27 protein-coding genes are annotated in these 24,395 nt (G+C 70.3%); 15 read left to right on the top strand and 12 right to left on the bottom strand.

Annotated elements, in window-relative coordinates; genetic code table 11:
* Positions 1-22: 22 nt before the first annotated feature.
* On the top strand, positions 23-820 hold the full coding sequence (locus GQQ95_RS03680; RefSeq protein ID WP_157426296.1) for an alpha/beta fold hydrolase: 798 nt from the start codon (positions 23-25) through the stop codon (positions 818-820).
* Positions 817-2,280, top strand: coding sequence for a sensor domain-containing diguanylate cyclase (locus GQQ95_RS03675; RefSeq protein WP_157426295.1), 1,464 nt, complete (start codon positions 817-819; stop codon positions 2,278-2,280). Before GQQ95_RS03680 ends, GQQ95_RS03675 begins: the two co-directional genes overlap by 4 nt.
* Before the next feature lie 76 nt (positions 2,281-2,356).
* Here the strand turns inward: GQQ95_RS03675 and GQQ95_RS03670 are convergent, their stop codons facing one another.
* The 6 genes from GQQ95_RS03670 to GQQ95_RS03645 are packed head-to-tail and all read right to left on the bottom strand — an operon-like array spanning position 2,357 to position 6,898.
* Positions 2,357-3,109, bottom strand: coding sequence for an urease accessory protein UreD (locus tag GQQ95_RS03670; RefSeq protein WP_170296949.1), 753 nt, complete (start codon positions 3,107-3,109; stop codon positions 2,357-2,359).
* Positions 3,106-3,894: an urease accessory protein UreG gene (ureG, locus tag GQQ95_RS03665; protein ID WP_157426294.1), complete on the bottom strand. Its 789-nt coding sequence runs from the start codon at positions 3,892-3,894 to the stop codon at positions 3,106-3,108. Before ureG ends, GQQ95_RS03670 begins: the two co-directional genes overlap by 4 nt.
* Entirely contained in the window at positions 3,887-4,552 is a 666-nt protein-coding gene (locus GQQ95_RS03660; protein ID WP_157426293.1) for an urease accessory protein UreF, read from the bottom strand. Before GQQ95_RS03660 ends, ureG begins: the two co-directional genes overlap by 8 nt.
* A complete protein-coding gene (locus tag GQQ95_RS03655) occupies positions 4,552-6,249 on the bottom strand; it encodes an urease subunit alpha (protein WP_212275262.1) in 1,698 nt (565 codons plus the stop codon). The genes GQQ95_RS03660 and GQQ95_RS03655 overlap by 1 nt, the downstream gene beginning before the upstream one ends.
* Positions 6,236-6,586 carry an urease subunit beta gene (ureB, locus tag GQQ95_RS03650; RefSeq protein ID WP_157426292.1) on the bottom strand — a complete coding sequence of 117 codons (351 nt, stop codon included), beginning with the start codon at positions 6,584-6,586 and terminating at the stop codon, positions 6,236-6,238. Before ureB ends, GQQ95_RS03655 begins: the two co-directional genes overlap by 14 nt.
* 9 nt (positions 6,587-6,595) lie before the next feature.
* Positions 6,596-6,898 carry an urease subunit gamma gene (locus GQQ95_RS03645; RefSeq protein WP_157426291.1) on the bottom strand — a complete coding sequence of 101 codons (303 nt, stop codon included), beginning with the start codon at positions 6,896-6,898 and terminating at the stop codon, positions 6,596-6,598.
* A gap of 515 nt (positions 6,899-7,413) precedes the next feature.
* Here GQQ95_RS03645 and urtA point away from each other — a divergent pair.
* The 8 genes from urtA to GQQ95_RS03605 all read left to right on the top strand — a co-directional run bounded on the left by urtA (position 7,414) and on the right by GQQ95_RS03605 (position 15,243).
* Complete coding sequence (gene urtA / locus GQQ95_RS03640) at positions 7,414-8,685, top strand: urea ABC transporter substrate-binding protein (protein ID WP_170296948.1); 1,272 nt, start codon at positions 7,414-7,416, stop codon at positions 8,683-8,685.
* Positions 8,686-8,777: 92 nt separating this feature from the next.
* Positions 8,778-9,662 (top strand): urea ABC transporter permease subunit UrtB, encoded by an 885-nt coding sequence (urtB, locus tag GQQ95_RS03635; RefSeq protein WP_157426289.1) that lies wholly within the window; start codon positions 8,778-8,780, stop codon positions 9,660-9,662.
* The gene (urtC, locus tag GQQ95_RS03630) at positions 9,659-10,774 is read left to right on the top strand and encodes an urea ABC transporter permease subunit UrtC (RefSeq protein WP_157426288.1); all 1,116 of its coding nucleotides are present in this window, start codon (positions 9,659-9,661) and stop codon (positions 10,772-10,774) included. The genes urtB and urtC overlap by 4 nt, the downstream gene beginning before the upstream one ends.
* Complete coding sequence (gene urtD, locus GQQ95_RS03625; protein WP_246205165.1) at positions 10,771-11,589, top strand: urea ABC transporter ATP-binding protein UrtD; 819 nt, start codon at positions 10,771-10,773, stop codon at positions 11,587-11,589. Before urtC ends, urtD begins: the two co-directional genes overlap by 4 nt.
* 1 nt (position 11,590) lies before the next feature.
* Entirely contained in the window at positions 11,591-12,274 is a 684-nt protein-coding gene (locus GQQ95_RS03620; RefSeq protein ID WP_157426287.1) for an ATP-binding cassette domain-containing protein, read from the top strand.
* A gap of 77 nt (positions 12,275-12,351) precedes the next feature.
* Positions 12,352-14,058 (top strand): purine-cytosine permease family protein, encoded by a 1,707-nt coding sequence (locus tag GQQ95_RS03615; protein WP_212275260.1) that lies wholly within the window; start codon positions 12,352-12,354, stop codon positions 14,056-14,058.
* Entirely contained in the window at positions 14,058-14,624 is a 567-nt protein-coding gene (locus GQQ95_RS03610) for a TetR/AcrR family transcriptional regulator (RefSeq protein WP_157426286.1), read from the top strand. The genes GQQ95_RS03615 and GQQ95_RS03610 overlap by 1 nt, the downstream gene beginning before the upstream one ends.
* 31 nt (positions 14,625-14,655) lie before the next feature.
* A complete protein-coding gene (locus GQQ95_RS03605) occupies positions 14,656-15,243 on the top strand; it encodes a TetR/AcrR family transcriptional regulator (RefSeq protein WP_157426458.1) in 588 nt (195 codons plus the stop codon).
* 95 nt (positions 15,244-15,338) lie between these two features.
* Here the strand turns inward: GQQ95_RS03605 and GQQ95_RS03600 are convergent, their stop codons facing one another.
* Entirely contained in the window at positions 15,339-16,112 is a 774-nt protein-coding gene (locus GQQ95_RS03600; RefSeq protein WP_157426285.1) for a cytochrome c biogenesis CcdA family protein, read from the bottom strand.
* A complete protein-coding gene (locus GQQ95_RS03595; protein ID WP_157426284.1) occupies positions 16,109-16,633 on the bottom strand; it encodes a thioredoxin in 525 nt (174 codons plus the stop codon). The genes GQQ95_RS03600 and GQQ95_RS03595 overlap by 4 nt, the downstream gene beginning before the upstream one ends.
* Positions 16,634-16,831: 198 nt before the next feature.
* Here GQQ95_RS03595 and GQQ95_RS03590 point away from each other — a divergent pair, with 198 nt between their 5' ends.
* Entirely contained in the window at positions 16,832-17,626 is a 795-nt protein-coding gene (locus tag GQQ95_RS03590; RefSeq protein ID WP_157426283.1) for an MTAP family purine nucleoside phosphorylase, read from the top strand.
* Positions 17,623-18,690, top strand: coding sequence for an NAD-dependent epimerase/dehydratase family protein (locus GQQ95_RS03585; protein ID WP_157426282.1), 1,068 nt, complete (start codon positions 17,623-17,625; stop codon positions 18,688-18,690). Before GQQ95_RS03590 ends, GQQ95_RS03585 begins: the two co-directional genes overlap by 4 nt.
* Here the strand turns inward: GQQ95_RS03585 and GQQ95_RS03580 are convergent.
* Both GQQ95_RS03580 and GQQ95_RS03575 read right to left on the bottom strand, forming a co-directional pair.
* Positions 18,684-19,820, bottom strand: coding sequence for a sensor histidine kinase (locus GQQ95_RS03580; RefSeq protein ID WP_157426281.1), 1,137 nt, complete (start codon positions 19,818-19,820; stop codon positions 18,684-18,686). The two genes, GQQ95_RS03585 and GQQ95_RS03580, sit on opposite strands and share 7 nt — an antisense overlap.
* The gene (locus GQQ95_RS03575) at positions 19,807-20,556 is read right to left on the bottom strand and encodes a response regulator transcription factor (protein WP_425482550.1); all 750 of its coding nucleotides are present in this window, start codon (positions 20,554-20,556) and stop codon (positions 19,807-19,809) included. Before GQQ95_RS03575 ends, GQQ95_RS03580 begins: the two co-directional genes overlap by 14 nt.
* 106 nt (positions 20,557-20,662) lie before the next feature.
* Here GQQ95_RS03575 and GQQ95_RS03570 point away from each other — a divergent pair, with 106 nt between their 5' ends.
* Genes GQQ95_RS03570 through GQQ95_RS03560 form a run of 3 tightly spaced genes read left to right on the top strand, consistent with a single transcriptional unit; the run spans position 20,663 to position 22,823 of the window.
* Positions 20,663-21,412, top strand: coding sequence for a glycosyltransferase family 2 protein (locus GQQ95_RS03570; RefSeq protein WP_157426279.1), 750 nt, complete (start codon positions 20,663-20,665; stop codon positions 21,410-21,412).
* Positions 21,409-22,068 (top strand): TIGR04282 family arsenosugar biosynthesis glycosyltransferase, encoded by a 660-nt coding sequence (locus GQQ95_RS03565; RefSeq protein ID WP_157426278.1) that lies wholly within the window; start codon positions 21,409-21,411, stop codon positions 22,066-22,068. Before GQQ95_RS03570 ends, GQQ95_RS03565 begins: the two co-directional genes overlap by 4 nt.
* On the top strand, positions 22,065-22,823 hold the full coding sequence (locus tag GQQ95_RS03560) for a class I SAM-dependent methyltransferase (RefSeq protein WP_212275258.1): 759 nt from the start codon (positions 22,065-22,067) through the stop codon (positions 22,821-22,823). Before GQQ95_RS03565 ends, GQQ95_RS03560 begins: the two co-directional genes overlap by 4 nt.
* Here the strand turns inward: GQQ95_RS03560 and GQQ95_RS03555 are convergent.
* Positions 22,706-23,152: a hypothetical protein gene (locus tag GQQ95_RS03555; protein WP_157426277.1), complete on the bottom strand. Its 447-nt coding sequence runs from the start codon at positions 23,150-23,152 to the stop codon at positions 22,706-22,708. The genes GQQ95_RS03560 and GQQ95_RS03555 overlap by 118 nt on opposite strands.
* Positions 23,149-24,342 (bottom strand): molybdopterin-dependent oxidoreductase, encoded by a 1,194-nt coding sequence (locus tag GQQ95_RS03550; RefSeq protein WP_246205164.1) that lies wholly within the window; start codon positions 24,340-24,342, stop codon positions 23,149-23,151. Before GQQ95_RS03550 ends, GQQ95_RS03555 begins: the two co-directional genes overlap by 4 nt.
* Between the last annotated feature and the right edge of the window lie 53 nt (positions 24,343-24,395).

Genomic DNA, 24,395 nt, shown 5'->3' with positions numbered 1-24,395 from the left:
GACGCTTGCATCACCACGTGCCATGCAGGTTCTCGAGCGCAACAACGTGAAGGTCTCGGGCAATCCGGCTGGTCGCCCGCTCGTCTTCGCCCACGGGTTCGGATGCAGCCAGGAGATGTGGCGGCTCGTGGCCCCGGCGTTCGAGCGCGACCACCTCGTCGTGCTGTTCGACCATGTCGGCGCCGGCGGTTCCGACCTCCGCGCGTACGACCGCTCGAAGTACGACTCGCTGCACGGGTACGCCGATGACCTGCTCCAGATCCTCGAGACGCTCGACCTCGAGGACGCGGTGTACGTGGGACATTCGGTCAGTGCGATGGTCGGCGTCCTGGCGGCGACGAACGATCCTCGGCGGTTCGGTGCGCTGGTGCTGGTCGGCCCGTCCCCGCGCTACATCGACGACGATCTCGGGTATCGCGGTGGGTTCTCCCAGGCCGACATCGACGGACTGCTCGATGCCCTCGACGCGAACTACCTCGGGTGGTCGTCAGATCTCGCCCCGGTGATCATGGGGAATCCCGACCAGCCCCAACTCGGCGAAGAACTCACCGCCAGCTTCTGCAGCGTGGATCCCGCCATCGCCCGGCATTTCGCCCGCGTGACCTTCACCTCCGACAACCGCGACGACCTCAAGGCCGTGGTGACACCGACGCTGATCCTGCAGTGCACCGACGATGTCATCGCTCCTCGGGAGGTCGGCGACTACGTTCATCGGGAGATCCCGGGCAGCCGCATGGTCGTGCTCGCCGCGACGGGTCATTGCCCGAACTTGTCCAGCCCCGGCGAGGTGATCGAGGCGATCGAGGACTTCCTGCGATGACGACGGCGTCCATGGAACCACCGACGACCGGAGCGCCCGACGCCGCCGGGATCGAGTCCTCCTTCGAGGACCTGTACGAGCATGCGCCCTGCGGGCACATGTCGACCGCACCCGACGGCACGATCCTCCGTGTCAATTCGACCTTCCTGGAGTGGACGGGATACTCGGCCGACCAACTCGTCGGGACGCCCTTCGGCGACCTGCTCACCCCTGGCGGTCGTATCTTCGCCGAGACCCGGTACCTGCCCGTGCTGCGGCTCGAAGGCGCTGTCAAGGAGGTCGCGCTGCCGGTCCGTCGTGCCGACGGATCGATCCTGCCGACGCTCGTGAACTCAGTGTTCGTGGAGCAGTCGGGCGGGGCGGTGCAGCTCATTCGCTCGGCGATCTTCGATGCAACGTCCCGCCAGGACTACGAGCGAGAGCTGCTCGCGGCGCGCCGGATGGCCGAGACATCCGAGGAGCGACTCCGCGCGCTTCAGCGCGCCTCCGCCGCATTCATCGCAAGCGGTTCCGTCGATGCGTTCGCGGAGGCGCTCGGGGCCAGCATGCGGGATGCGTTCGAGGCCTCGGCCGCCGCGGTGTTCCTCGTCGATGAGTCCGGGACGCTCGAATTGGTCGCCGGGACCCCTCCCGAGGCGGTCGTCGACGCCGCACCCGAAGGCGAACACGACGGGACGCCCGAGGCCGAGGCGCTCCGATCGGGCCGAGTGCTCGTCTGGTCGCGCTCGCGGATCCTGGAGTCCCATCCGACGTACGCAGCAGGGATGAAGCGCGCACGGATCGAGACGGTGATCGCGACGCCGCTCCTGTCCGGCGCAGGCGCGTCGGGTGTCGTCCTCTGCTCGTTCGGCCGCGAACGCGCCTTCGACGGCCGAACCGTCGAGCTGTACGAGGCCCTCGCCCGGCAGGCGTCCGAAGCGCTGGCCCGGATCCGTCTCCAGGCCCGCCTCGAGCGGATGGCGCTCTACGATCAGCTCACCGGGCTCGCCAACCGCCAGTTGCTGAAGGCCAGGCTGGGTGAGGTGTTGGCCTCGGCTCAGCGGGAGGGGGTGCCCACGGCCCTCATCGTGGTCGACCTCGACGGCTTCAAGGCCGTCAACGACCGGCTCGGTCACGTGGCGGGCGATTCGGTGCTTCGAGAGGTCGCTGCGCGCCTCGCGACCGCGATCCGCCCGGGTGACCTGGCCGGCCGTTTCGGGGGCGACGAGTTCCTGGTCATCTGCGAGGGCGCCGGAACCCAGGCGGCCGCAGCCATCGCCGATCGCCTTCGCGGTGAGATCGGTGTCGCGATTCCCGGCATACCGGAGGACCTTCCGATCTCGGCGAGCATCGGGGTCGCGGTGCATGATGGTGCCGGCTCGGCGCCTGTGACGGCCGACCGCCTCTTCGTCGCCGCGGACTCGGCGATGTTCGCGTCGAAACATGGCGGCAGGGACCTGACGACGGTGGTCGCAGTCTGACGGAGCCGAGATGGTGGCGTGCATCGAGCCTCCACCGAGCCCAGTCCTAGCGTGGTCGCGTCGGCCGAGCGGCCCGTCAACGCGGGTGGGGCACGCCCGCCGGGGTCGGCTCCGGCGCGGCGCGGGACGCGGCAGTCGACGTCGCCTGCTCCGCCCACGATGCCCAGACGCGATCCAATGACGACTCGTGCGTGTGTCGGCCCACGTGCCGTGCCACCGCGCCGGGCTGGTCGAGCTCCAACGACCCGGGCTCGGGGTCGGGGCGGAATCCGATCGCGATGACCGCGTCCAGCACCCGTTCCGAGCCGAGCACGCCCGGCTCGGGGGAGGATCCGTCGAGGTCGAGGTCCTCGGTGAGCACGGGGCCGTCGGGATCGGCGATCGAGAGGTGGGACGTGAGGCTTCCGCCCGCCTCGCCCTGCCGGCCGAGCACGACCGTCTCCCGGATGACCGCGCGTCCGCCCCGGTCCAGGTCGATCCGAGTGCGGCGATCGACGAGCGCGCCCTCGGCCACGACCAGCGGCAGCGCGCGCCAGAGCAGGGTGCCCCCCGAACCCACCCGTGCGGCGAGCGTCAGCTGGGACGTCGACCCCAGGGCGCGGTAGGCCACCATGCCGCCGACGTCTTCGAGCTCGAGGGTGCAGTCGGGCCCCACGTCCACCTCGACCTCGACGCGGTCGCCGCCGAGGAGGAGCATGCCCGCCGCGGTGAGCGCGACGTGCGCGGTGCGGGAAGTCCGACCGACCAGGCGGGGAGCCAGCGCGCCGACGACCAGGTCGACCTGCGCACGGGGATGCCCCGCCCGCACGGCGATCCGCGTCGTCGTCATCCCCGAGTGTCGGAGAGGGAGGGAACGTGTCCCGGTGCACCCGAGTGGTGCTCGTGCCCGCCCTCCTCGTCGTGACTGTGGACGAAGCCGCCGTCGGGGTGTTCTTCATCGGCGTGGAAGTGCGGTGCCATCGGTCCCGGGTCCTGGGGCACGTGCGTTCCCCGGCGGTGGCTCTCGAGCACCCCGAGCACCCAGGCCCGCAGTTCAGCGACGGAGGCTGCATCCGAGCGCGACAGCGCCAGGACGGCCCGGCCGTCGCGCGCGTCCGATGCATCCGCCACCATCTGCGGCACGTCGACCCCGACGTAGGGTGCCAGGTCGGTCTTGTTGACCACCAGCAGGTCGGCCCGTCCGATGCCCGGCCCGCCCTTGCGCGCGACGTCGCCGCCGCCTGCGACGTCGAGCACGAAGATCTGCGCGTCGACGAGCGCCGGTGAGAACGTCGCGGTGAGGTTGTCGCCGCCGGACTCGATGAGCACGACGTCGAGGGGGGCGAAGTCGCGCTCGAGGTCCTCCGCGGCGAGCAGGTTCATCGTGATGTCGTCGCGGATCGCGGTGTGCGGGCATGCGCCGGTCTCCACGGCCCGGATGCGCTCCGGTTCGAGCACTCCCGCCGAACGCAGGAAGCGCGCGTCCTCGTCGGTGTAGATGTCGTTCGTGATGACGCCGAGACGGAGTTCGTCGGCGAGCGATCGGCACACGGTCGCGATGAGCGACGACTTCCCGGTTCCGACAGGGCCGGCAACGCCGAGTCGCAGGGCACGGGTGGGGATGTTCTCAGGCACGGAAGAGCCTCCTCGTGGTCAGGGCATGGGCTTGGGACCATGCCTCGCTGAGCGGCGCACTCGCCGCGGGGATCTGGTGGGTGGACGTGATGCTCGACACCGCAGCGACATGCGGCTCGATCGACGAGCAGGCGTCGAGCACCATCGCGACCCCCTGTGCGGGGTCGCCGGGTTCGAGCTTCAGGAGCGCGGCCACGGCGCAGGCCATATCGTCGTAGACGGTGAGCCGCACCAGGCTCTCGGCATCGATTCCCGTGTGAGCTGCGATGGCCCCGAGCACGAGCGGTCGCGGCGGGGACTCGTCGAGCCCGTCGAGCGAGGCTCGCACCTCGGGCCAGATCCGCCCCGCGAGCCGGAGGAGTCCGCGTCCGAGGTCCTTCGAGGCATCGCGGATCGCGCGACTCGGGGTGCGTGCAGCCCACGCGCGCTCGATGGGTGCGACCGGAATGCAGTCGAGCGCCGCGTGCCGGGCGAGCACGGCGGTACCGGCATCCACCGTGGCCGTCGTCCGCGCCCTGGCGCGCAGGAACGCGGGCACGTCCGCGACCGGCATGCCCGCGAGCAAGGCCGGTTCCACTCCCGACGACTGCGCATGACCCCCGCTTGGGAGCCGTGCATCCGCCAGCAGCAGGCTGATCGTGTGCGATGACGGCTGCATCAGAAGAGGTTGTACAGCTGGGCGAGGGGGAGGGATGCCGCGGGCGCCGGTTCGACGTCTTCGCCGTCGATCGCGATCTCGAACGTGTCGGGACGGATGCGGATCGACGGCAGGACGTCGTTGTTCTTCATGTCGGCCTTGCCGATCTGGCGCGTCGGCTCGACCGCCGCCAGTCGGCGGCGGAGGCCGAGCTTCTCGGCGAGACCGTCATCGAGCGCCGCGGGCGAGACGTAGGTCACCGACAGGTCCGCCCCGATCGCGTCGCCGAAGGACGGTCGCATCATCACGGGTTGGGGGGTCGGGATGGACGCGTTCGGATCGCCGAGCGCGGCCCACGAGATCGCACCGCCCTTGATGACCACGGCCGGCCTGACCCCGAAGAGCTTCGGGTCCCACACGACGAGGTCGGCCAGGCGGCCGACCTCGATCGACCCGACGTCGTACGCGATCCCGTGGGCGATCGCGGGGTTGATGGTGTACTTCGCCACGTAGCGCCGCGCTCGCTCGTTGTCTGCCGGCATCCCGCTGTCCAATCGGCCGCGACGGTGCTTCATGACGTGCGCGACCTGCCAGGTGCGCGTGATCACCTCGCCGATCCGCCCCATCGCCTGCGCGTCGGACGAGGTCACCGACAGGGCTCCGATGTCGTGCAGGATGTCCTCCGCGGCGATCGTGGTCGCACGGATGCGCGACTCGGCGAACGCGAGGTCCTCCGGCACCGCCGGGCTGAGGTGGTGGCACACCATCAGCATGTCGAGGTGCTCGGCGATGGTGTTGACCGTGTGGGGGAGCGTCGGGTTCGTGGACCCCGGGATCACGTTCGGCAACCCCGCGATGGACAGGATGTCGGGGGCGTGGCCGCCGCCGGCGCCTTCCACGTGGAAGGCGTGGATCGATCGGCCGCCCATCGCCTTGATCGTGGACTCGACGAATCCCGCCTCGTTCAGGGAGTCCGAGTGCAGCGCGACCTGCAGGCCCCAGTCCTCGGCCGCCCGCAACGACGCGTCGATCGCGGCGGGGGAGGAGCCCCAGTCCTCGTGCACCTTGTACCCGGCGGCGCCCGCGAGGGCCTGCTCCTTCAGCGCGGCCATCGACACCGTGTTGCCCTTGCCGAGCAGCAGCACGTTGACGGGCAGGGCATCGAGCGCACGGTGCATCGAGGACAGGTGCCATGCTCCCGGAGTCACCGTCGTCGCCTTCGACCCCTCCGAGGGTCCCGTGCCGCCGCCCACGATCGTCGTGATGCCGGTGGCGAGGGCCTCGTGGATCTGCGAGGGCGAGAGCAGGTGGACGTGCGAGTCGATGGCTCCGGCGGTGACGATGCGCCCCTCGCCGGAGATGACATCCGTGGACGGCCCGATGATCATGTCGATGCCGTCGCTCACATCAGGGTTGCCGGCATGCCCGATCCCGACGATGCGACCGTCGCGGATGCCGATGTCGGCGCGGATGACGCCCCACCAGTCCAGGATGATCGCATTCGTGATGACGGTGTCGAGGGCGCCGTCCGCTCGCGTGGTCGTCGCCTGGGCCATGGACTCGCGGATCGACTTGCCGCCGCCGAAGACGGCCTCCTCGCCGCCGACCGTGAGGTCGCGCTCGATCTGGATCCACAGGTCCGTGTCGCCCAGCCGCACCTCGTCCCCGACCGTCGGCCCGTAGATCGCTGCGTATCGTGATCGATCAATCCACACCATCGAGCAGCTCCTGTCCATCGGCCTTGATCCGGATGCCGGGAACCCGGCGTGCGCCCCGAAGTGCCACGGCGTCGAGCGAACGCGATGCACCCGGCTCGAAGCGCTGCGACGTCCCGGAGGGGATGTCGAGGCGGAATCCGTGGGCGGCGGCACGATCGAACTCGAGGGCCCCGTTCACATCCGGGAGGTGGATGTGGGAACCGATCTGGATCGGCCGGTCGCCCGTGTTCACGAAGACGAGTCGGATGCGCTCGGCATCGCTGCGATCGGCGTTCAGCTCGATGCGGCCCGGTTGGATCCGGTAGGCGCCGGGGCCGTGCGAGGAAGTGGATGCCACAGTGACTCCTCAGTCGATCGGGTGATGGACGGTGACGAGCTTGCGACCATCCGGGAACGTCGCCTCGACCTGCACGTCGGCGAGCATCTCGGGAACGCCGGGCATCACCTGGTCGCGGCGCAGCACGGTTCGGCCCTCCTGCATCAACTCCGCGACCCCACGGCCTTCTCTCGCCCGTTCGATGACCCAGCACGAGAGGAGGGCGACGGTCTCGGGATGGTTGAGCAGGATGCCACGATCGAGCCGGTCGCGCGCGATCATCGCGGCGACCGAGAGCAGGAGCTTCTCGGTCTCGGCGGGAGTGAAGTGCATGGGGACCTCCGACGGGTGATGTCAGAAGTGTGCCATACGGGCCCCCGTGCCGAGGAGTGCGTCCCATCGATGATCAGGGGCGCTCGCTCGGTCACGCCTGGAATGGCGCGGCAGTCACCGGGATGCCTCGGGAATGGTTAACCGGATCGGAACAATCGAGAAATGTCAGAGTAATGCCACGGTCGCATGCTGGCACTACCGCAACAGTCGGCGATCACCTTCCGCCGATCCGAACCGGCACGCGAGGCCCGGCACCATCCGGCATCCAGACGCGCTGCACCACCGGCTCGACCTCCTGCACGGCACACCGTGATTCACCGATCAGCACGTTCCGGCATCTCCTCGGCGGCCTCCTCCCGGGGCCTTCGGCCGGCGTCCCCGAAATGACGCCCTCTCGCCGAGGGGTGTCCGGCGTGCCCGCAGGACGCAGCACCGGACCCGAGAACGCATCACCCCTGCATCCCACAGAAACGGAGTTCCCCATGAAAGCGACACGAACTCGAACAGCGCGACGCATGCTGGCCATCCCCGCCCTCGCGACGGCCGCGGTCCTCGTGCTCGCCGGCTGCGGTTCCCGCGCCGGCGACACCGCTGAGGCGGATGCCGGCACCGCGGCGGCGGGGAGCTGCATCGACACGTCCGGCGACACGATCAAGCTGGGCTTCCTCAACTCCCTCACGGGGGGCATGGCGATCTCGGAGCAGACCGTCTCCAACGTCCTGCACATGGCCGCGGACGAGATCAACGCCGACGGCGGCATCCTCGGCAAGCAGATCGAGTACATCCAGGAGGACGGCGCCACCGACTGGCCGACGTTCGCGGAGAAGACCGAGAAGCTGCTCACGCAGGACTGCGTCGCCGCGATCTTCGGCGGCTGGACCTCGTCCTCCCGCAAGGCGGTCAAGCCGGTCGTGGAGGAGAACAACGGCCTGTTCTTCTACCCGGTGCAGTACGAGGGCCTCGAGTCGTCGCCGAACATCTACTACACCGGCGCGACCACGAATCAGCAGATCATCCCCGCGATGGACTATCTCGCCGCACAGGGCGTGAAGACGCTCTTCCTCGCGGGCTCCGACTACGTGTTCCCGCGCACCGCGAACGCGATCATCAAGCTGTACGCCGCGGAACTCGGCATCGAGATCGTCGGCGAGGAGTACGTGCCCCTCGACAAGGACGACTGGACCACCCAGGTCTCCAAGATCGTCGCCGCGGACCCGGACTTCGTCTTCAACACGATCAACGGCTCCTCGAACGTCGGGTTCATCAAGGCCTACTACGACGCCGGTCTCACCCCCGAGACGACGCCGATCATCTCGGTGTCGATCGCCGAGGAGGAGGCACCGGCCATGGGCCACGAGGTCACGGGCAACTACGCGTCGTGGAACTACTTCCAGTCGCTCGAGACCCCCAACAACCCGGGCTTCATCGAACGCTGGCAGGCCTACCCCGACAGCAGCGGGGTGACCTCCGACCCGATGGAGGCCGCGTACATCTCGCTCTACCTCTACAAGGCCCTGGCTGAAGCGGCCGGTTCGTTCGAGGTCGACGACATCAATGCCGCCGCTGCGGAAGGCGGGATCACCGTCGACGCGCCGGAGGGCGTCGTCACGCTCGACGGCGAGAACCACCACATCTCCAAGCCCGGCAACATCGGCAGGATCAACGCCGACAACCAGTTCGACATCGTCTGGTCGTCCGACGGCTTCATCGAGCCCGATCCCTACCTCGAGGGGTACGACTGGTTCCCCGCCGACGTCCGCGATGCGCTGGTAGCCGCCGCGGGCTGATCCCCCCGGATGCGAGGTCCCGTGTCCGCTCGGGCACGGGACCCCGCACCCTCACCGCTCCAGAACTCCGACCGCACAGAGAGCGACCGCACGTGGATGCACTCATATCGCCGCTATTGAACGGCACCGCGCTGGGAGCGCTGCTGCTGCTCGCAGCGCTCGGGCTCACCCTCACCTTCGGCCAGATGGGGGTGATCAACATGGCCCACGGCGAGTTCATCATGGCCGGCGCGTTCATCGCCTACCTGACGCAGACGGTCGTCGCCTCGAGCAACGTCTCCATCCTGCTCGCGCTGCCGCTCGCCTTCATCGGCGCGGGCCTGCTCGGCCTGCTTCTCGAGATCGGCATCATCCAGTGGATGTACCGACGACCCCTCGACACGCTCCTGGTCACGGTCGGCGTGGCGCTGATCCTGCAACAGGTGGCCCTGCAGATCTTCCCCGCGCAGGGCGTGCCCGTGGAGGCCCCCGACTGGCTCAGCGGGCAGATCGACGTCTTCGGCTATGCGTGGCCCCTTCGGCAGGTGTTCACCATCGTGCTCGCGGCCCTGTGTCTGGTCTCGCTGGCGGTCTGGCTCAAGTACTCGTCCTTCGGACGCCGGATCAGGGCGACCGTCCAGAACCGGGACCTCGCCGAGACCAGCGGCATCCGTACTCGCAACATCGACCGCATCACGTTCTTCGTGGGCTCGGGGCTGGCCGGTGTCGCCGGAGTCGCCGCCTCGCTGATCGGCGGCACGAACTCCCAGATGGGCACCCAATACATCATTCCCGCGTTCCTCGTCGTCGTCGCGGGCGGCGTCGGCCAGATCAAGGGCACCGTGTTGGCCGCCTGGGCCCTGGGCATCGCCCTGTCCTTCTTCGCCGAGTGGACCACCGGGAGCATGGCCCAGGTGCTCGCCTTCGTGCTGCTCGTCGTGTTCCTGCAGTTCCGTCCACAGGGCCTGTTCACGGTCCGCACCCGGGGGTTGACATGACCAGACTCAAGCCGTGGCTTCCAGTGATCGGCATCGCGGTGTTCGCCGTCCTGCTCCTGGTCGTCGCTCCAGCCGTGCTGTCGATGCACTGGCTCAACAACCTCGGCAAGTACTGCTGCTGGGCGATCGCCGCGGTCGGGATCGGCCTCGCCTGGGGTCGTGGAGGCATGCTGGTCCTCGGCCAGGGCGTCTTCTTCGGGCTCGGTGCGTACGCCATGGCGATGCACCTCACCCTGGAGAGCACGGCGCCCGGCAGCCTTCCCGTCTTCATGATCCTGTACGACCCGCTGGCGTCGCTTCCCGCCTTCTGGGAACCGTTCCGCAGCGACGCGTTCACGCTGGCGGCCATCGTGCTGCTGCCGGTGATCGTGGCCGGAGTCCTCGGCTACGCCCTATTCAAGCGCAGGATCAAGGGGGCGTACTTCGCGATCCTCTCCCAGGCGCTCGCCGTGGCGCTCGCCGTCCTGATCAGCTCGACGATCCGCGAGACCGGTGGCGATACCGGCCTCAGCGACTTCAAGTACTTCTTCGGGTTCGTCCTGAACGACGACGCGAACAAGGTCATGGTCTTCATGATCGCCGCCTCGCTGCTGATCCTGTGCCTGCTCGCGGTGTGGCAGCTCAACCGCAGCCGCTTCGGCGAACTGCTGGTCGCCACGCGTGATGCCGAAGAGCGCGTGCGCTTCCTCGGCTACGATCCAGCCAACATCAAGCTGGTCGCCTACGTCGTCGCCGCGCTGATGGCGAGCATCGCGGGTGCGCTCTTCGTCCCCATCGTGGGCATCATCACGCCGGCCGAGATCGGCGCCTCCGCCTCGATCCTGATGATCGCCGGCGTGGCGCTGGGCGGGCGTGCGTCGCTCTTCGGCCCGGCTCTCGGAGCGATGGCGATCGGATGGGGACAGTCGAGCCTCGGCTCCAGCTGGCCCGATGGGTGGGTCTACATCCTGGGACTCGTCTTCATCCTGGTGACGCTCTTCCTCCCGATGGGGTTGTCCTCGCTGTTCGGGAAGGCGAAGGGCCTGCTGTGGAGATCGCGCGGGACACCGCCCGACGCGCTCGACGAGCCCGCACCCGTGCTCGAGCCGGTCGGCGACGGGGTGACGAAGTGACCGGCCCCGGTGGTGCGCTCGTCGTCACCGACCTGCGGGTCGAGTTCGATGGATTCGTCGCCGTCGGCGGCGTCTCCTTCGACGCCCATCCTGGCGAGGTCCGGTTCCTCATCGGCCCGAACGGGGCCGGCAAGACCACCTGCATCGACGCCATCACCGGCCTGTCGAAGGGCACGGGCTCGGTCACGCTCGGAGACCAGCAGCTCCTCGGCCGGTCCACCCAGAAGATCGTGCGGCTCGGAGTGGGCCGCACCTTCCAGACCGCGAGCGTGTTCGAGGGGCTCTCGGTGCTGCAGAACCTCGACATCGCGGCGGGGCTCCACCGCTCCTCGCTCTCGCTGCTGCGGGCCCGCCGCGGCGTCGATCCGGCGATCGAATCGGCGCTGGAGGAGATCGGCCTCAGCGAGGAGCGCGAGACTCCCGCCGGCATCCTGTCCCACGGCCAGAAGCAGTGGCTGGAGATCGGCATGATGCTCGTGCAGGAACCCCGCGCGCTGCTGCTCGACGAGCCCGTCGCCGGGATGAGCCAGGACGAGCGGACCGCCACGGGAGAACTGCTGCAGCGCATCGCCCAGCGCCGCATCGTGCTCGTCGTCGAACACGACATGGACTTCATGCGCCGCTACGCGTCGCGCGTGACGGTCCTGCATCAGGGAAAGGTCCTCTCAGAGGGGGCCGTCGCCCAGGTGCAGGCAGACCCCAGGGTGCAGGAGGTCTACCTCGGCACCGCCGCGACCACGACCGCGGGGTCCGTCCCGCCCGACGCGATGACCGAGACGACGACGGATGCCGCACGACACGGAGAGGGAGTCTGACATGCTCGAGCTCAATGAGATCCGGGCGGGGTACGGCCCGACGCTCGTGCTGCACGGCGTGACGCTGCCGGTCGCGAGGGTCGTAGCCGTGCTCGGCCACAACGGCGCCGGCAAGTCGACGCTCCTGCGCGTCGCGATCGGACTCATCAAGCCGCGCAGCGGCCAGGTCGTGTTCGATGGGGAGGACGTCACGTCGCTGCCGCCGAACAAGCGGGTCGCACGTGGCATGGCGTACGTGCCGCAGGGCCAGCAGTCGTTCCCGCAGCTGACGACGATGGAGAACCTGCAGCTCGTCGCCGACGGCCGCAAGCGCGGCAAGTCGCTCATCGAGCAGCAGCTCTCGCGCTTCCCCGCCCTCGAGAAGTTCGCCACCCGCAAGGCCGGCCTGCTCTCCGGCGGCCAGCGTCAGCAACTCGCGATCGCCCGTGCGCTCATCACCGAGCCGAAGATGCTCATCCTCGACGAGCCGACCGAGGGCATCCAGCCGACGATCGTCGCCGAGATCGAGCACACGGTGATGCAGCTCGCGAGCGAGGGCCTCTCCGTCCTGCTCGTCGAGCAGCACATCGGCTTCGCCCTCGAGGCCGCGGAGAAGTACCTCGTGCTCGCGAGCGGATTCGCGGCGAGCACCGGCGACGGCGGGGCATCCGCGGCCGAAGGCGTGCGAGAGGCGATGGCGATCTGACACCGTCCGCGCGCAATGCGGCTGTAACACGCGACCCGGGACAATGGGCCCGACATGCGAGGCGGCAGGAGGGCGACGTGGCGAGGGCGGACAACGCGCGGGCAGCCGCCGATGACAGCCTCGAAGACTATGCCTTCCGCTACGTCCCGCGCTCGTTCCGGCGCTGGAGCGCCGGGTCGATCGGGATCACGGCCCTCGGCTCGATCGCGTTCCTCGCCGACTTCTCCATCGGGGCGAGCGTCGGGATCGAGCACGGGACGAACAACGCCCTGCTCGGCATCCTGTTCGCCTCGGTCATCATCTTCATCGTCGGCCTGCCCATCGCGTACTATGCCGCGAGGTACAACCTCGACCTGGACCTGATCGCGCGCGGGTCGGGCTTCGGGTACTACGGCTCATCGATCACGACCGTGATCTTCGCCGTCTTCACGTGCATCTTCTTCGCCCTCGAGGGGGCGATCATGGCACAGGGACTTCACGTCGCGGTCGCCATCCCACTGCCGATCGGCTACCTCATCTCGACCGTGGTGGTGATCCCGATCGTGATCTACGGGATGCGCGCGCTCGAGCGCCTGCAGTTCTGGACCACACCGCTCTGGCTCGCGCTCGCACTGGTTCCGTTGCTCTGGGTGGTCGTGTCCGACCCCGGTGCGGTGCGGGCGTTCGCCGCGTTCACGGGCGAGACCGACGGCACCGTGAGCCTCGAGGCCATCGTCGCGAGTGCCGCCGTCTGCTTCGCGCTGACACCGCAGCTGGCCGAGCAGATCGACGTGATCCGGGCGATGCCGCCGCGCACGCGCGTGAATCGGCGGTCATGGTGGGCCTCGCTCATGTTCGCGGGGCCCGGCTGGGTGCTCTTCAGCGGGATCAAGCAGGTGATCGGCGTCTTCCTCGCGGTCTACCTCATCACGCGCGTCGACCCGGATCTCGGCGAGAAGGCCGCCGAGCCCGTCCGCCAGTTCATCGCCCTCTACGAATCGATCATGCCGGAGTGGCTGGCGGTCGGGCTGGCTCTGATGCTCGTCGTCGTCGCCCAGGTCAAGATCAACGTCACGAACGCCTACTCCGGGTCGCTGGCCTGGTCGAACGTGTACACCCGGCTCGCCAAGACCTACCCGGGCAGGTCGATCTTCATCTTCTTCAACCTCGCCATCGCGCTCGCCCTGATGTGGATGGACGTCTTCAGCCTCATCAGCTTCGTGCTCAGCCTCTACGCGAACGTCGTGATGGCGTGGCTGGTCACGATCGCCAGCGACATCGCGATCAACAAGCACGTGCTGCGCCTCTCGCCGATCTATCCCGAGTTCCGTCGGGGGATGCTGCGCGACTGGAACCCGGTCGGCCTGGTGTCGGTCGGCCTCGCATCCCTCCTCTCGCTGGCGGCGTTCGGCGGCCTGTTCGGCGAAGGGCCCCGGCCGTTCTCGGTGCTGATCGCCATCGGGGTCGCCGTCATCGCCACCCCGCTCATGGCGCTGGCCACGCGCGGTCGGTACTACCTGCGACGCCGGACGGACGGCATCGCTTCGCCGATGCTCGATGCCGACGGCAACCCGTCGGGGGACCGGCTTCGCTGCCACGTCACCGGGTACACTTTCGAGCGTCCGGATATGCTTGCCTCGGCGGAGCGAGGCGCTCACGGCGAGACGCAGTACGTCTCGTCACTGGCCCTCACGCTCGATGCTTCCGATCGGTACGTGCTTCCGGCCGAGCAGGCGTCGAGCGGCGACCCTCCGCCGGGGCGAACGGTTGAAGAGGTCGCGCAGTCGACGGAGAGGGGCGAGTGATGGCGGATGGGGTCGATACTCCGACCGCGATCCTCGCGAAGACCGCCGCGGCGCTGCGCGAGTATCCGTTCGACGAGATCTCGTACGGCACCCTCGGCGAGGCGGTCGGCGTGTCGGAGCGGACCGTCTACCGTCATTTCCCGACCAGGTCGCATCTCCTGGAGGGTGTCGCGGGCTGGCTCGAGTCCACCGAGTTCCCCTTGCCGCCGTTCATCACGATCGCCCAGTTCGAGGAAGCGTCGCGGGCGCGTTTCCTGGCCTTCGACCAGGCGCCGGCGTTCGCGTTCGTGTGCGCGCGCGCCGCATCGATCTCGCCGACCGGGGACCCGGAGCCGACGTTCTTCACGCGCGCCCTCGTCGCGATGCTCGCGACGAACCACCCCTCGCTGAACGAACGCGATCTGCGCCGGGTCGCGGCCGCGCTCCGCTACTTCGCGTCGGCGCAGTTCTGGGCGCGCATGCGGACGGGGTTCGACCTGAGCGCGCCGGAGATCTCGGACGTCTTCGATCGCTCCGTCGCCCAGGTCCTGACCGTCCTTCCCGCCCCGTCACGGACGTCGAGATGAGTCGTTCCCTCTCCCGAGTCCGGGCGTGACGATGCCGGGCGGCTCCGAACCCGCAGGCGTATCGGCGAGCGACGTCAATCGCACCCAGGAGGCGATCCTCGCCGCCTACGCGGAGCTGATCGAGGAACTCGGCACCGACGACGTCTCCTTCCGACTGATCGCACGACGCGCAGGCGTCGGCGAGCGGACCATCTTCCGCAACTATGCGACACGGGTGGACCTGCTGCTCGCCGAGGCCGTCTGGATCGAGCGCCGGATCTTCCCCCGCGAAGACGCCGCGAGCATCTTCGACATGCCGCTCACGATCCGGGCGGCGATGGAGTCGTACGACCGACGACCGGAACTCGCGCACGTCGTGGCGGAAACGACGATGCGAGGAATCAGCGGCGCGACGCCCAGCCCGCGACGGGCCAAGCTCGAGGCGATGATCGATGCGGAGGTTCCCTCGCTCGGAGCGGCCGAGCGCCGGGCGATCGTCGCCGCCCTGGCCCACCTCGATTCGGCGGCGACGTGGGTCGCCTTCCGTCGGGAGTTCGGCATGACCCGCAGCGACATCGCCGACGCCGCAGGTTGGGCGGCCGAAGCGGTGCTCGACCCGATCCGCTTCCGCGTCGGCTGAGGCAGTGACTGCCCGTCCGCGGCACGGGCACGGTCGACGATCGGTCATCCGGTGGAACTCTGATCTTGCATTGCCCTGGCGCGGTCCAAGGGTGCTCAACCGACGCCGAGCAGCTCCTCGAGCCGGGCGATCGGATCGTAGAGCCCGGCGTCGAGGATCCACGTCTGCAGCTGCCTGTCGAGTCCGGTGATCACCGCCACCCCGACCAGGACGAAGATTCCGCCGATGACCCGGCGGAACCACCCGTTCGGGTTCGCGAGCCAGCCGAGCCGGCGCACGAGCCGCCGCCCCAGCACGGCGATCAGGAGGAGCGTGCCGGCGAGGCCCACCGCATAGGCGATGACGAACCCCAGTCCCTCGAGGAACGACACCGGGAGGACGGCGGCGACGATGAGCGCGTACGTCGGACTGCAGCTGGAGAAGACGGGGCCGAGGGCCGCACCCGTCATGATGTCCCCGGTCGTGCTCCGCCGCGCAACGGCACGATCGAGCATCGCGCCCGATCGGGCCTGCAGGCCGAGCGCCATCGAGATCCGGTCCCAGACGGCCGGAACGAGGAGGTCGACGCCCAACAAGATGATGATGCCGCCCGAGACGAGCTGCCAGGCCTGCGGTGGAACACCCAGCAGCGACGTCGACGCCTTGAGCAGGAGGGTGAACACGACGACGCTCACGGCGAGCGAGACGGCGATGACGAGGGGCCGCCACCGGTCCGTCCGAGTCGCCCGACCACCGCCGGCGGCGCCCCGTGCCGAACCGCCATCGCGCACGATGGCGCCGCCCACGACGACGGGAAGCAGCGGCAGGACGCAGGGCGCGGCCACCGTGAGCACGCCCGCGGCGAGGCTCAGCAGCAGCGATGCCGTCACGGGATGGCCGCGATGAGCGACTCGATCGAGGGGTCGTCGTAGAGCACGGTGCTCGAGATCGCATCGCCGCGGTCGTCGACGAAGACGACGGTGGTCTGGATCGTCACCCCGTACTGCTGGCGCAGGTCGGTGCGATCGTCGTAGTCGACCTTGAACACGGTGAGGCCCTCGGGTGCACCCTCCGAGCGCAGCTGCTCATCGAGCGCCCGGCAGTTCGGGCACCAGGATGCGTGGAAGAACAGCACCTTCGCACCTGGAGTCGATTCGATCGCCCCGTCGGTGTAGTCGACGTACGCGCCGGGTGAGGCTGCATCCTCGGTCGCGGGACTCGAGCCGTCTCCGGGCACGTCGGCGTCGGCGTCGGATTCGGCCGATGGAGCGGGAGCAGGGGCTTCGGATGACGCCGCCTCGCTCGGAGCGCCCGTGCCTGCGGCCGCTCCCGGCGATCCGGTGGTGCAGCCGCTCACGGCGATCGCCACGAGGGCGAGCATCGCCGCGGTTCCGATTCGTGCGCGTGACATCTTCGTCCTGTCGTCGTTGGACCTGTCGTCGTTGGACGGGCATCCGCCCGGGGCCCAACGCTATCCGCGGCACGGCTCGTCGGGCGGCCGGACTGGTTACGGATCCGTGACGTCGAAACGGTGTCCGAGTCCTCCTCCGTCACGGGACCGTAAGGAACCGAGGGACCGGCCTGCCGGTGGAGCGTGCATCGTGGTGGGATGGCGAGCATCGTTGGGCTGATCGGCGGCACGGGTCTGGGCGATCTGGTCGACGGCGACATCCGGCACGTCGCGACCCCCTACGGGAGCGCGGAGATCATCGTCGGGGAGTTCGCCGGCAGGTCGGTCGTGTTCGTGGCCAGGCATGGCGCCGGGCACACCGTCGCACCGCACCGCATCGACGCCAGGTCGAACCTCTGGGCGCTGGCGAGCATGGGGGTGCGCGCCGTCGTGTCCACGGCGGCCGTCGGCTCGCTCCGGTCCGAGCTGCCGCCCGAATCGCTCGCGATCCCCGACCAACTGGTGGACCGCACGCACGGTCGGCCGGACACGTTCTACGACGAGGAGACGGTGCGCCACCTGCCCTTCGCAGAGCCGTTCTGCCCGGTCCTCCGCGGCCTCGCCACGGATGCCCTCCCGGATGCCGCGCCACGGGCGACGGTCGCGGTCATCCAGGGGCCGCGCTTCTCCACGGCCGCCGAGTCGCGGCTGTTCCGCGACTCGGGAGTGGACCTGGTGAACATGACCCTCTGCCCCGAGGTCGCGCTCGCGGCAGAACTCGGCATCGGGACGGTCACCCTCGCCATCGTGACCGACACCGACAGCGGGAACTTCGCCGACGATCCCGACGCCGCCACCGCCGAACTGGTGTTCCGCAGGCTCGCGACGGTGCGCGGACGGGTCGTCGAGGCCGTCGGCCGCATCGTCGAGGCGATTCCCGAGGCCTACGCGCCGCGACCGCTCATCGACGACGAGGCCATCGCCTTGATCTTGGCCCGACCGGCACTGCGATGACCCTCCTCGTGACCGGCGGCGCCGGGTTCATCGGCAGCGAGATCGTCGCGCTCGCCCTGGCCGAGGGGCGCGACGTGCGCGTGCTCGACTCGCTGCGGCCGGACGTGCACCGAACGGAGCACCCGGCGGTGGCGGGCGAGCGGCTGCCGGACGGCGTCGGGTTCGTTCGCGGCGACATCCGCGACCCGGACGTCCTCGATGGCGTGCTCGAAGGCGTCGACACCGTGCTCCACCAGGCCGCGAAGGTCGGGCTCGGCGTCGACCTCGCCGATGCGCCGGACTACGCCGCGACGAACGTGCTCGGTACCGCCGAACTCATCGCGGCGATGGCGCGTGCCGGGGTGCGGCGCCTCGTGCTGGCCTCATCGATGGTCGTCTACGGAGAGGGCGCGTACGTGGACGACGCTGGTCGACGCAGGCGTCCGGCGGCGCGGACCGTCCGCGACCTCGAGGCCGGGGTCTTCGACCCGGTCGACGAGACCGGGCAGCGGCTCGCGCCTGACCTCGTGACCGAGGAGGATGCCCTCGACCCGCGCAATGCCTACGCGCTCACCAAGCTCGCCCAGGAGCACCTCGTCACGACCTGGGCGCGTTCGACGGGCGGAACGGCGGCGATGCTGCGGTACCACAACGTCTACGGGTCCGGGATGCCCCGCGACACCCCGTACGCCGGGGTCGCGGCCCTGTTCCGATCGATGATCGCGCGCGGCGAGGCGCCGCGGGTGTTCGAGGACGGAGCGCAGCGACGCGACTTCGTGCATGTCTCGGATGTCGCGCGCGCGAACCTCGCGGCCGCCGACCGGCTCGTCCACTTCCCGCCCTCGACGGCACGCGCCTTCAACGTCGGGTCGGGATCCGTGACCTCGGTCGGGGCGGTCGCTGCCGGCCTCGCGCGTGCGATGGGCGGCCGGGAGCCCATCGTGACGGGGGAGTACCGCCTCGGCGACGTGCGCCACATCACCGCGTCGTCGTCACGGGCCCGCGAGGAGCTCTGCTGGAAGGCGCTCGTGCCGCTGGAGACCGGGCTGCGCGAGTTCGCCGCGGACGGGGCATCCGCTCACTGAAGGGTCGCGGGCAGCAGCAGGTCGAAGCGGCAGCCGCCCGGCACGTTGCGCACGGCCACCTCGCCGCGGTGCGCGCTCATGATGCCCTTCACGATCGCGAGCCCGAGGCCGGCACCGGCCGAGTAGCCGTCCTGCAGCGACGGCGTACGCGCCTTCGAACCACGCCAGGCCGGTTCGAACACGCGATCGAGGTCGTCCTCGGCGATGCCGCCTCCCGCGTCGATGACCGACACCATGGCGCGGTCGTCGACGAGCCCGACCGCGACGGTGATCGGCGAGCCGTCGGGCGTGTGCTGGATCGCGTTCATGAGCAGGTTGGCGATCGCCCGGGACAGTTCGCGCGGGTCGGCCGTGACGACCAGGTCCTGGGCGAGCGGCACCTCCACGCGGATGTCCCGCCCACGCGACACGGGGCGGAGATCGGCGACGGTGTCGCTGACGATGTCGGAGAGCGACACCTCCTTGAGCGAGAGGTGCAGCGCGTCGGAGTCGATCTTCGAGAGCTCGAAGAGGTCGTCGACCATGCTCGAGAGCTGGTCGGCCTGGATCCGCATCTGCCGGTGGTACCTGGCGGGGTCGGGCGCGATGCCGTCCTCGAGGGATTCCGCCAGCGCCCGGATGCCGGCGAGCGGGGTCCGCAGGTCGTGTGAGATCCACGCGACGAGCTCGCGCCGCGACGCCTCGATGCGCTGTTCGCGTTCGTGCGCCTCGGCGAGCTTGGCGCTCGTGGACACCAGCTCCTCGGCGAGCGCGTTCAGTTCGCTGTTCGAGTAGCGTCCGGCGGATTCGAGGCGTTCGCCCGCACCGATGCGCCGGGCGGCGGCGGAGAGGGAGCGGGAGGTGCGGGCGACGATCCAACTCAACACCGCCACGAGCACGAGTGAGACGAGCCCCGAGATGCCGGCGACCGCGACGGCGACGGTGAGGTCGTGCTCCGAGAGGTACATCTCGTTCGCGACGCCCACCATGCTGGCGACGACGGAGACGATGGCGGTGAGCAGCAGCACGAGCATCTGCACGACGAGCGAGGCGCGTCGCAGCATCAGCAGGGCGAGCACGCTGATCGCGCCGACGATCGCACTCGTGACGAGCGCGACGCTCGCGATCGCGAGGATGTCAGACCAGGGCATCGGGGGCACCGCCCATCGTGAACCGGTAGCCGACGCCCCAGACGGTCGTCAGCATGGTGGGCGAGCGGGGATCCGGCTCGATCTTCTCGCGCAGCCGGCGCACGTGCACGGTCACGGTCGAGAGGTCCCCGTAGTCCCATCGCCAGACCGCGCGCAGGAGGTCCTCGCGACTGAACACCTGGTTCGGATGCTTCAGCAGGAACTCGAAGAGGTCGAACTCGCGCGCCGTGAGTGCGAGTTCCTCGCCCGCCCGGGTCGCGACGCGTGCCGACGGGTCGAGCCGGAACGCACCGCATTCGAGCACGGACTCGGGCGTGAACTCGTCGATCGACCGGCGGAGCACCGACTGGACGCGCAGCACCAGCTCGCGCGGCGAGAAGGGCTTCGCCAGGTAGTCGTCGGCGCCGGCCTCGAGGCCGGCGATGCGGTCGTCCGGGGTGCCGAGCGCGGTGAGCATGATGACCGGCGTGGAGATGCGTTCGCGCAGCCGCCGGAAGACCTCGATGCCGTCGATGCCGGGCAGCATGCGGTCGAGCACGATGAGGTCGGGTTCGGTGCGTTGGACCGCGTCGAGGGCGGCGAACCCGTCGCCGACCTCCTCGACGACGAAGCCGCCCGCGCGCAAATAGCTCGAGGCGACCTCGGCGACCGTCGGGTCGTCATCGACGAGCAGGACGCGCCGGCCGACGAGGTCCTCGTTCCCGGTCGTCGATGGGGCGGTGGGTGGCACGTTCACAGACTACGACCGTGTCCGTCGACGCAACGGCCGGACGGGACATCCGTTCGCGATCCGTAAGACTTGCCCCGGTGCCGGGACGGTGGCGGGGACCTAGCGTCGGAGCATGTCCGGTTCCGGTGTCGACCTCGTGCTGCCCTGCCTCGATGAGGCGCAGGCCCTGCCGTGGGTGCTCGGCCGCGTGCCGGCGGGCGTCAGGGCGATCGTGGTCGACAACGGCTCGACCGACGGTTCGGCGGAGATCGCCCGGGAGCTGGGCGCCCTCGTCGTGCACGAGGCGCGTCGCGGGTTCGGCGCGGCCGCGAACGCGGGCCTCGAGGTCGCGGATGCCGCGTACGTGGCGTTCTGCGACGCCGACGCCTCACTCGACCCTGCCGAGCTGCCTCGACTCGTCGCGATGCTCGAGCACGGCGAGCACGGCGAGCACGGCGAGCGCGGCCGGGGCACCGGTGGCGCGGGACACGACGGCGGAGGAGGCGGTGAGGGCCTGGGACCGGCCGACCTCGTGCTCGGCCGGCGTCGACCGACCACCCGCGGGGCGTGGCCGCCGCATGCCCGGTTCGCCAACCTCGTGCTGTCCGCCGGCATGAGCCGGCGCACGGGCGTGCGCCTCCACGACCTCGGCCCGATGCGCGTGGCGCGCACGGCCGAGCTGCGTGCGCTCGGCATCCGAGACCGTCGCAGCGGCTTCCCCCTCGAGATGGTGCTGCGGGCCGCCGCGGCCGGATGGCGCATCCGCGAGGTCGACGTGCCGTACACGCCGCGAGAAGGCCGCTCGAAGGTGACCGGCACGGTGCGCGGCACGTTCACCGCCGTTGCCGACATGTCCCGGATGTTCGCGGAGGTGCCGCGATGACGACCGTCGTCATCATCGCCAAGGAGTGCGTGCCGGGCCGCGTGAAGACCCGGTTGAGTCCGCCGTTCTCACTCGAGGAGGCCGCGCGGATCGCGGCGGCGAGCCTCGACGACGTGATCGCCGCCGTCGCGGCACTGCCCGCATCGCGCCGTGTCCTCTGCTTCGCCGGCGACCGGGTGCCTGACCTCGCCTCCGCCCTCGGGTTCGACGTCATCCCGCAGGGCGAGGGCAGCCTCGACGAACGCCTCGCGCGACTCTTCGACGAGATGACCGGACCGACCCTCCTCGTCGGCATGGACACGCCGCAGCTCGCAGCGCACCAGGTCGCTGCAGTCTTCGGGACGCCCGCGGCGGGGGATCCCGCCTTCGACGCCTGGCTCGGTGGCGCGACCGATGGCGGGTTCTGGGCGCTCTGGATGCGGGCGCCCCGCGGCGACGTCATCCGAGGCGTGCCGATGTCGCGCCCCGACACCGGTGCCGTGCAACTCGCCAGGCTTCGCGATGCCGGGCTCGCGGTCGGCGCGCTGCCCGTGCTGACCGACGTCGACACGATGGACTCCGCGGCGGCCGTGGCGGCGGCCGCGCCCGGCACGAGGTTCGCGAGCGAGTACCGCCGGCTCGCGCAGGGGGCGTCGAGGGCCGGAGCCGGCTCGTGATCGCGACGTCGGGTGTCTTCGGGGCGGGTCGCGGCGAACCCTACGTGCGCGTGCTGACCGGGCCGCGTCCGGCCTCGCTCGTGCTGCGCAGCGTCGACGGCTCGCACGACCCCTTCCTCCTCGACGTCGGGAGTTGGGTGCGCGCGGCGAGCCCGGCGGACCTCACCGCGCTCGATGCCGCCACGGGGCCGACGCTCGACGTCGGCTGCGGGCCCGGGCGGATGGTGCGCGCCGCCGCTGCCAGGGCGATCCCCGCCCTCGGCATCGACATCGCGTCGCACGCGGTCGCACGCACCCGGGTCGATGGGAGCCTCGCGCTCCAGCGGTCGGTCTTCGACCGGCTGCCGCTCGAGGGCCGGTGGCAGACCATCCTGCTGATGGACGGCAACCTCGGTATCGGCGGCGATCCCGAGGCGCTGTTCCGGCGCTGCGCGGCACTGCTCGCCCCGGGTGGGTCGCTGGTGATCGAGGTCGACCCGGATGACGCCCTCGCGGTCTGCTCGACCTGCGTCCTCGTCGACGACGACGGGCACGAGAGCGATCCGTTCCCGTGGGCCCGCATGGGAACGCTCGAGGCCGAATCGGCCGTGGTGCGTGCCGGCCTCGCCGTCGTCATGCGGTGGGCGGCGGCCGGGCGTCAGTTCCTCCGCGCCGCGCGCGCGGAGGAAGGCGATGCACGCCGCACGCCGGCCACGGCCGCGACGGCGACCGTGATGGCGACGAGGGCCCAGGCGACGGCGAGCGAGCTCGCATAGGAGCCGACGAGGATCGTCGGGTTGGCGTTGCCCCGCAGCGACGCGATGAGCGCGGGAAGGGCGATCGCCGTGAGGATCGCGCCGACGAGCATCGCACCCTGGACGACGGCCACCGGTCCACGGCCCAGGCGCCGGTCCGCGCGAGCGGCGCCGAGCCCGACGGCGACGACGACGGGGGCGACCACGCCGTCGTGCAGCACGATCGCCGCTCCGACCCAGGTCGCGATGCCGAGGTAGCGCTCAGGCGGCACGTCGACGAGCAGCACGATGCCGCCGATCGCGGTCAGGCCGACGCCCAGGGCGATCAGGATGCCGCGGGCGAGCCTCATGCCGTCACCTCGATCGCCCGGAGCCACTTCGTCTGCATGACGCCCGGCCGCCCCGGTGCGATGACCCGCGCCGGGTAGCCGTGGTCGAGGTGCAGGACGGAGCCGTTCAGCTCGAGCGCGACGAGGGTGAGCGGGTCCCGCGCGTACTCGGGAGGCATCGTGGTGCGCGCGAAAGCGCCCTCCGCCTGCACGCTCGTGAACACCAGCGGCCCGCCGGGCTCCGCACCGGCCGTCGCCAGCAGGTCGATGAGTCGCACCCCGCGCCACGAGGCGCTCTGGCTCCACCCCTCGACGCACGCGATCGGCAGCACCACGTCGGTCTGCGGCATCCGTCGGAGCGCGTCGAGGTCGAAGGCGCGAGTGCCTGCGGACGAGTGCACCTCGAGCGCCCATGCCGGCCCGACGGCGGCCGGTGCGATGCCGGCCTGGGCGGCGGTGCGGTTGACGGGCAGGCCCTGCGGCCCGACGCCCATGCGGCGCGGCGCGAAGACGTTCATCGGAGCGAGGGCGTCGACGCTCTGGCCGGCCGTGAGCACCACGGCGGATGCCGCCGCCGCGCCGACGGCCGTCACGAATCCGCGGCGCGAGATGACCCGCCCCGCGGCATCCGACGTGCCGTGCCGGTCCTCGTCCCGCCGCCGCCAGTGCCTCGCGATCACCGGCAGCTTCACCCCCACATGGATGGAGAGCCCGCCGATGACGACCCACGCGAGCGCGAGGTGCGTCGTGCGGAACGAGAACGGGAAGGGATACCACTGCACGATGTTCAGCAGGCCGATCGTCACCTCCACGAGTGCGGCGCCGACGAGCACGGCGATCGACACGCGCTCGAGGAGGTGCGGCAGGGACCGCACCGGCGGCCAGGTGAACAGGTTCGGGAACACGCTCCAGAGCTTCGCCAGCAGGAGCGGCGCCGCGGCGATGCCGCTGATCACATGCGCACCCTGCGTGAACCGGTACAGCTCGACCGGTCGGGTGGGAAGGACGAGCCACGACGCGGGATGCTGCAGCACGTGGCTGTACAGCCCCGTCGCGAAGCACACGAGGAACGCGGTCGCGAGCAGCCGGCCGACCACGACCGCCGTGCGCGGCGACTTCACCGGGTCGTCGGCGGTGTCGTGCGCCCGCCGCATGAGCGGTGCGATGCGCTCGGCGAGGCGCGCGGCGGCGCGGCCGGTGACGTTGGACATGCGATCAAGTCGAGCACCCAGCGTGCCCGGCCGCAGCGGCAGGACCTTACGGT

The organism is Agromyces salentinus (assembly GCF_009749395.1).
Classification (GTDB): domain Bacteria; phylum Actinomycetota; class Actinomycetes; order Actinomycetales; family Microbacteriaceae; genus Agromyces; species Agromyces salentinus.
Note: the sequence above shows the minus strand (reverse complement) of the source record. Positions and strands in the feature narration are given on the sequence as shown.

Coding starts and splice junctions, on each gene's coding strand:
- GQQ95_RS03550 (WP_246205164.1), bottom strand. CDS start 24,342: ATGTCCAACGTCACCGGCCGCGCCGCCGCGCGCCTCGCCGAGCGCATC.
- GQQ95_RS03570 (WP_157426279.1), top strand. CDS start 20,663: ATGTCCGGTTCCGGTGTCGACCTCGTGCTGCCCTGCCTCGATGAGGCG.
- GQQ95_RS03660 (WP_157426293.1), bottom strand. CDS start 4,552: ATGCAGCCGTCATCGCACACGATCAGCCTGCTGCTGGCGGATGCACGG.
- GQQ95_RS03670 (WP_170296949.1), bottom strand. CDS start 3,109: ATGACGACGACGCGGATCGCCGTGCGGGCGGGGCATCCCCGTGCGCAG.
- urtC (WP_157426288.1), top strand. CDS start 9,659: ATGACCAGACTCAAGCCGTGGCTTCCAGTGATCGGCATCGCGGTGTTC.
- urtA (WP_170296948.1), top strand. CDS start 7,414: ATGCTGGCCATCCCCGCCCTCGCGACGGCCGCGGTCCTCGTGCTCGCC.
- GQQ95_RS03555 (WP_157426277.1), bottom strand. CDS start 23,152: ATGAGGCTCGCCCGCGGCATCCTGATCGCCCTGGGCGTCGGCCTGACC.
- GQQ95_RS03675 (WP_157426295.1), top strand. CDS start 817: ATGACGACGGCGTCCATGGAACCACCGACGACCGGAGCGCCCGACGCC.
- GQQ95_RS03605 (WP_157426458.1), top strand. CDS start 14,656: ATGCCGGGCGGCTCCGAACCCGCAGGCGTATCGGCGAGCGACGTCAAT.
- GQQ95_RS03620 (WP_157426287.1), top strand. CDS start 11,591: ATGCTCGAGCTCAATGAGATCCGGGCGGGGTACGGCCCGACGCTCGTG.
- GQQ95_RS03610 (WP_157426286.1), top strand. CDS start 14,058: ATGGCGGATGGGGTCGATACTCCGACCGCGATCCTCGCGAAGACCGCC.
- GQQ95_RS03680 (WP_157426296.1), top strand. CDS start 23: ATGCAGGTTCTCGAGCGCAACAACGTGAAGGTCTCGGGCAATCCGGCT.
- GQQ95_RS03595 (WP_157426284.1), bottom strand. CDS start 16,633: ATGTCACGCGCACGAATCGGAACCGCGGCGATGCTCGCCCTCGTGGCG.
- GQQ95_RS03585 (WP_157426282.1), top strand. CDS start 17,623: ATGACCCTCCTCGTGACCGGCGGCGCCGGGTTCATCGGCAGCGAGATC.
- GQQ95_RS03655 (WP_212275262.1), bottom strand. CDS start 6,249: ATGGTGTGGATTGATCGATCACGATACGCAGCGATCTACGGGCCGACG.
- GQQ95_RS03565 (WP_157426278.1), top strand. CDS start 21,409: ATGACGACCGTCGTCATCATCGCCAAGGAGTGCGTGCCGGGCCGCGTG.
- GQQ95_RS03645 (WP_157426291.1), bottom strand. CDS start 6,898: ATGCACTTCACTCCCGCCGAGACCGAGAAGCTCCTGCTCTCGGTCGCC.
- GQQ95_RS03580 (WP_157426281.1), bottom strand. CDS start 19,820: ATGCCCTGGTCTGACATCCTCGCGATCGCGAGCGTCGCGCTCGTCACG.
- GQQ95_RS03590 (WP_157426283.1), top strand. CDS start 16,832: ATGGCGAGCATCGTTGGGCTGATCGGCGGCACGGGTCTGGGCGATCTG.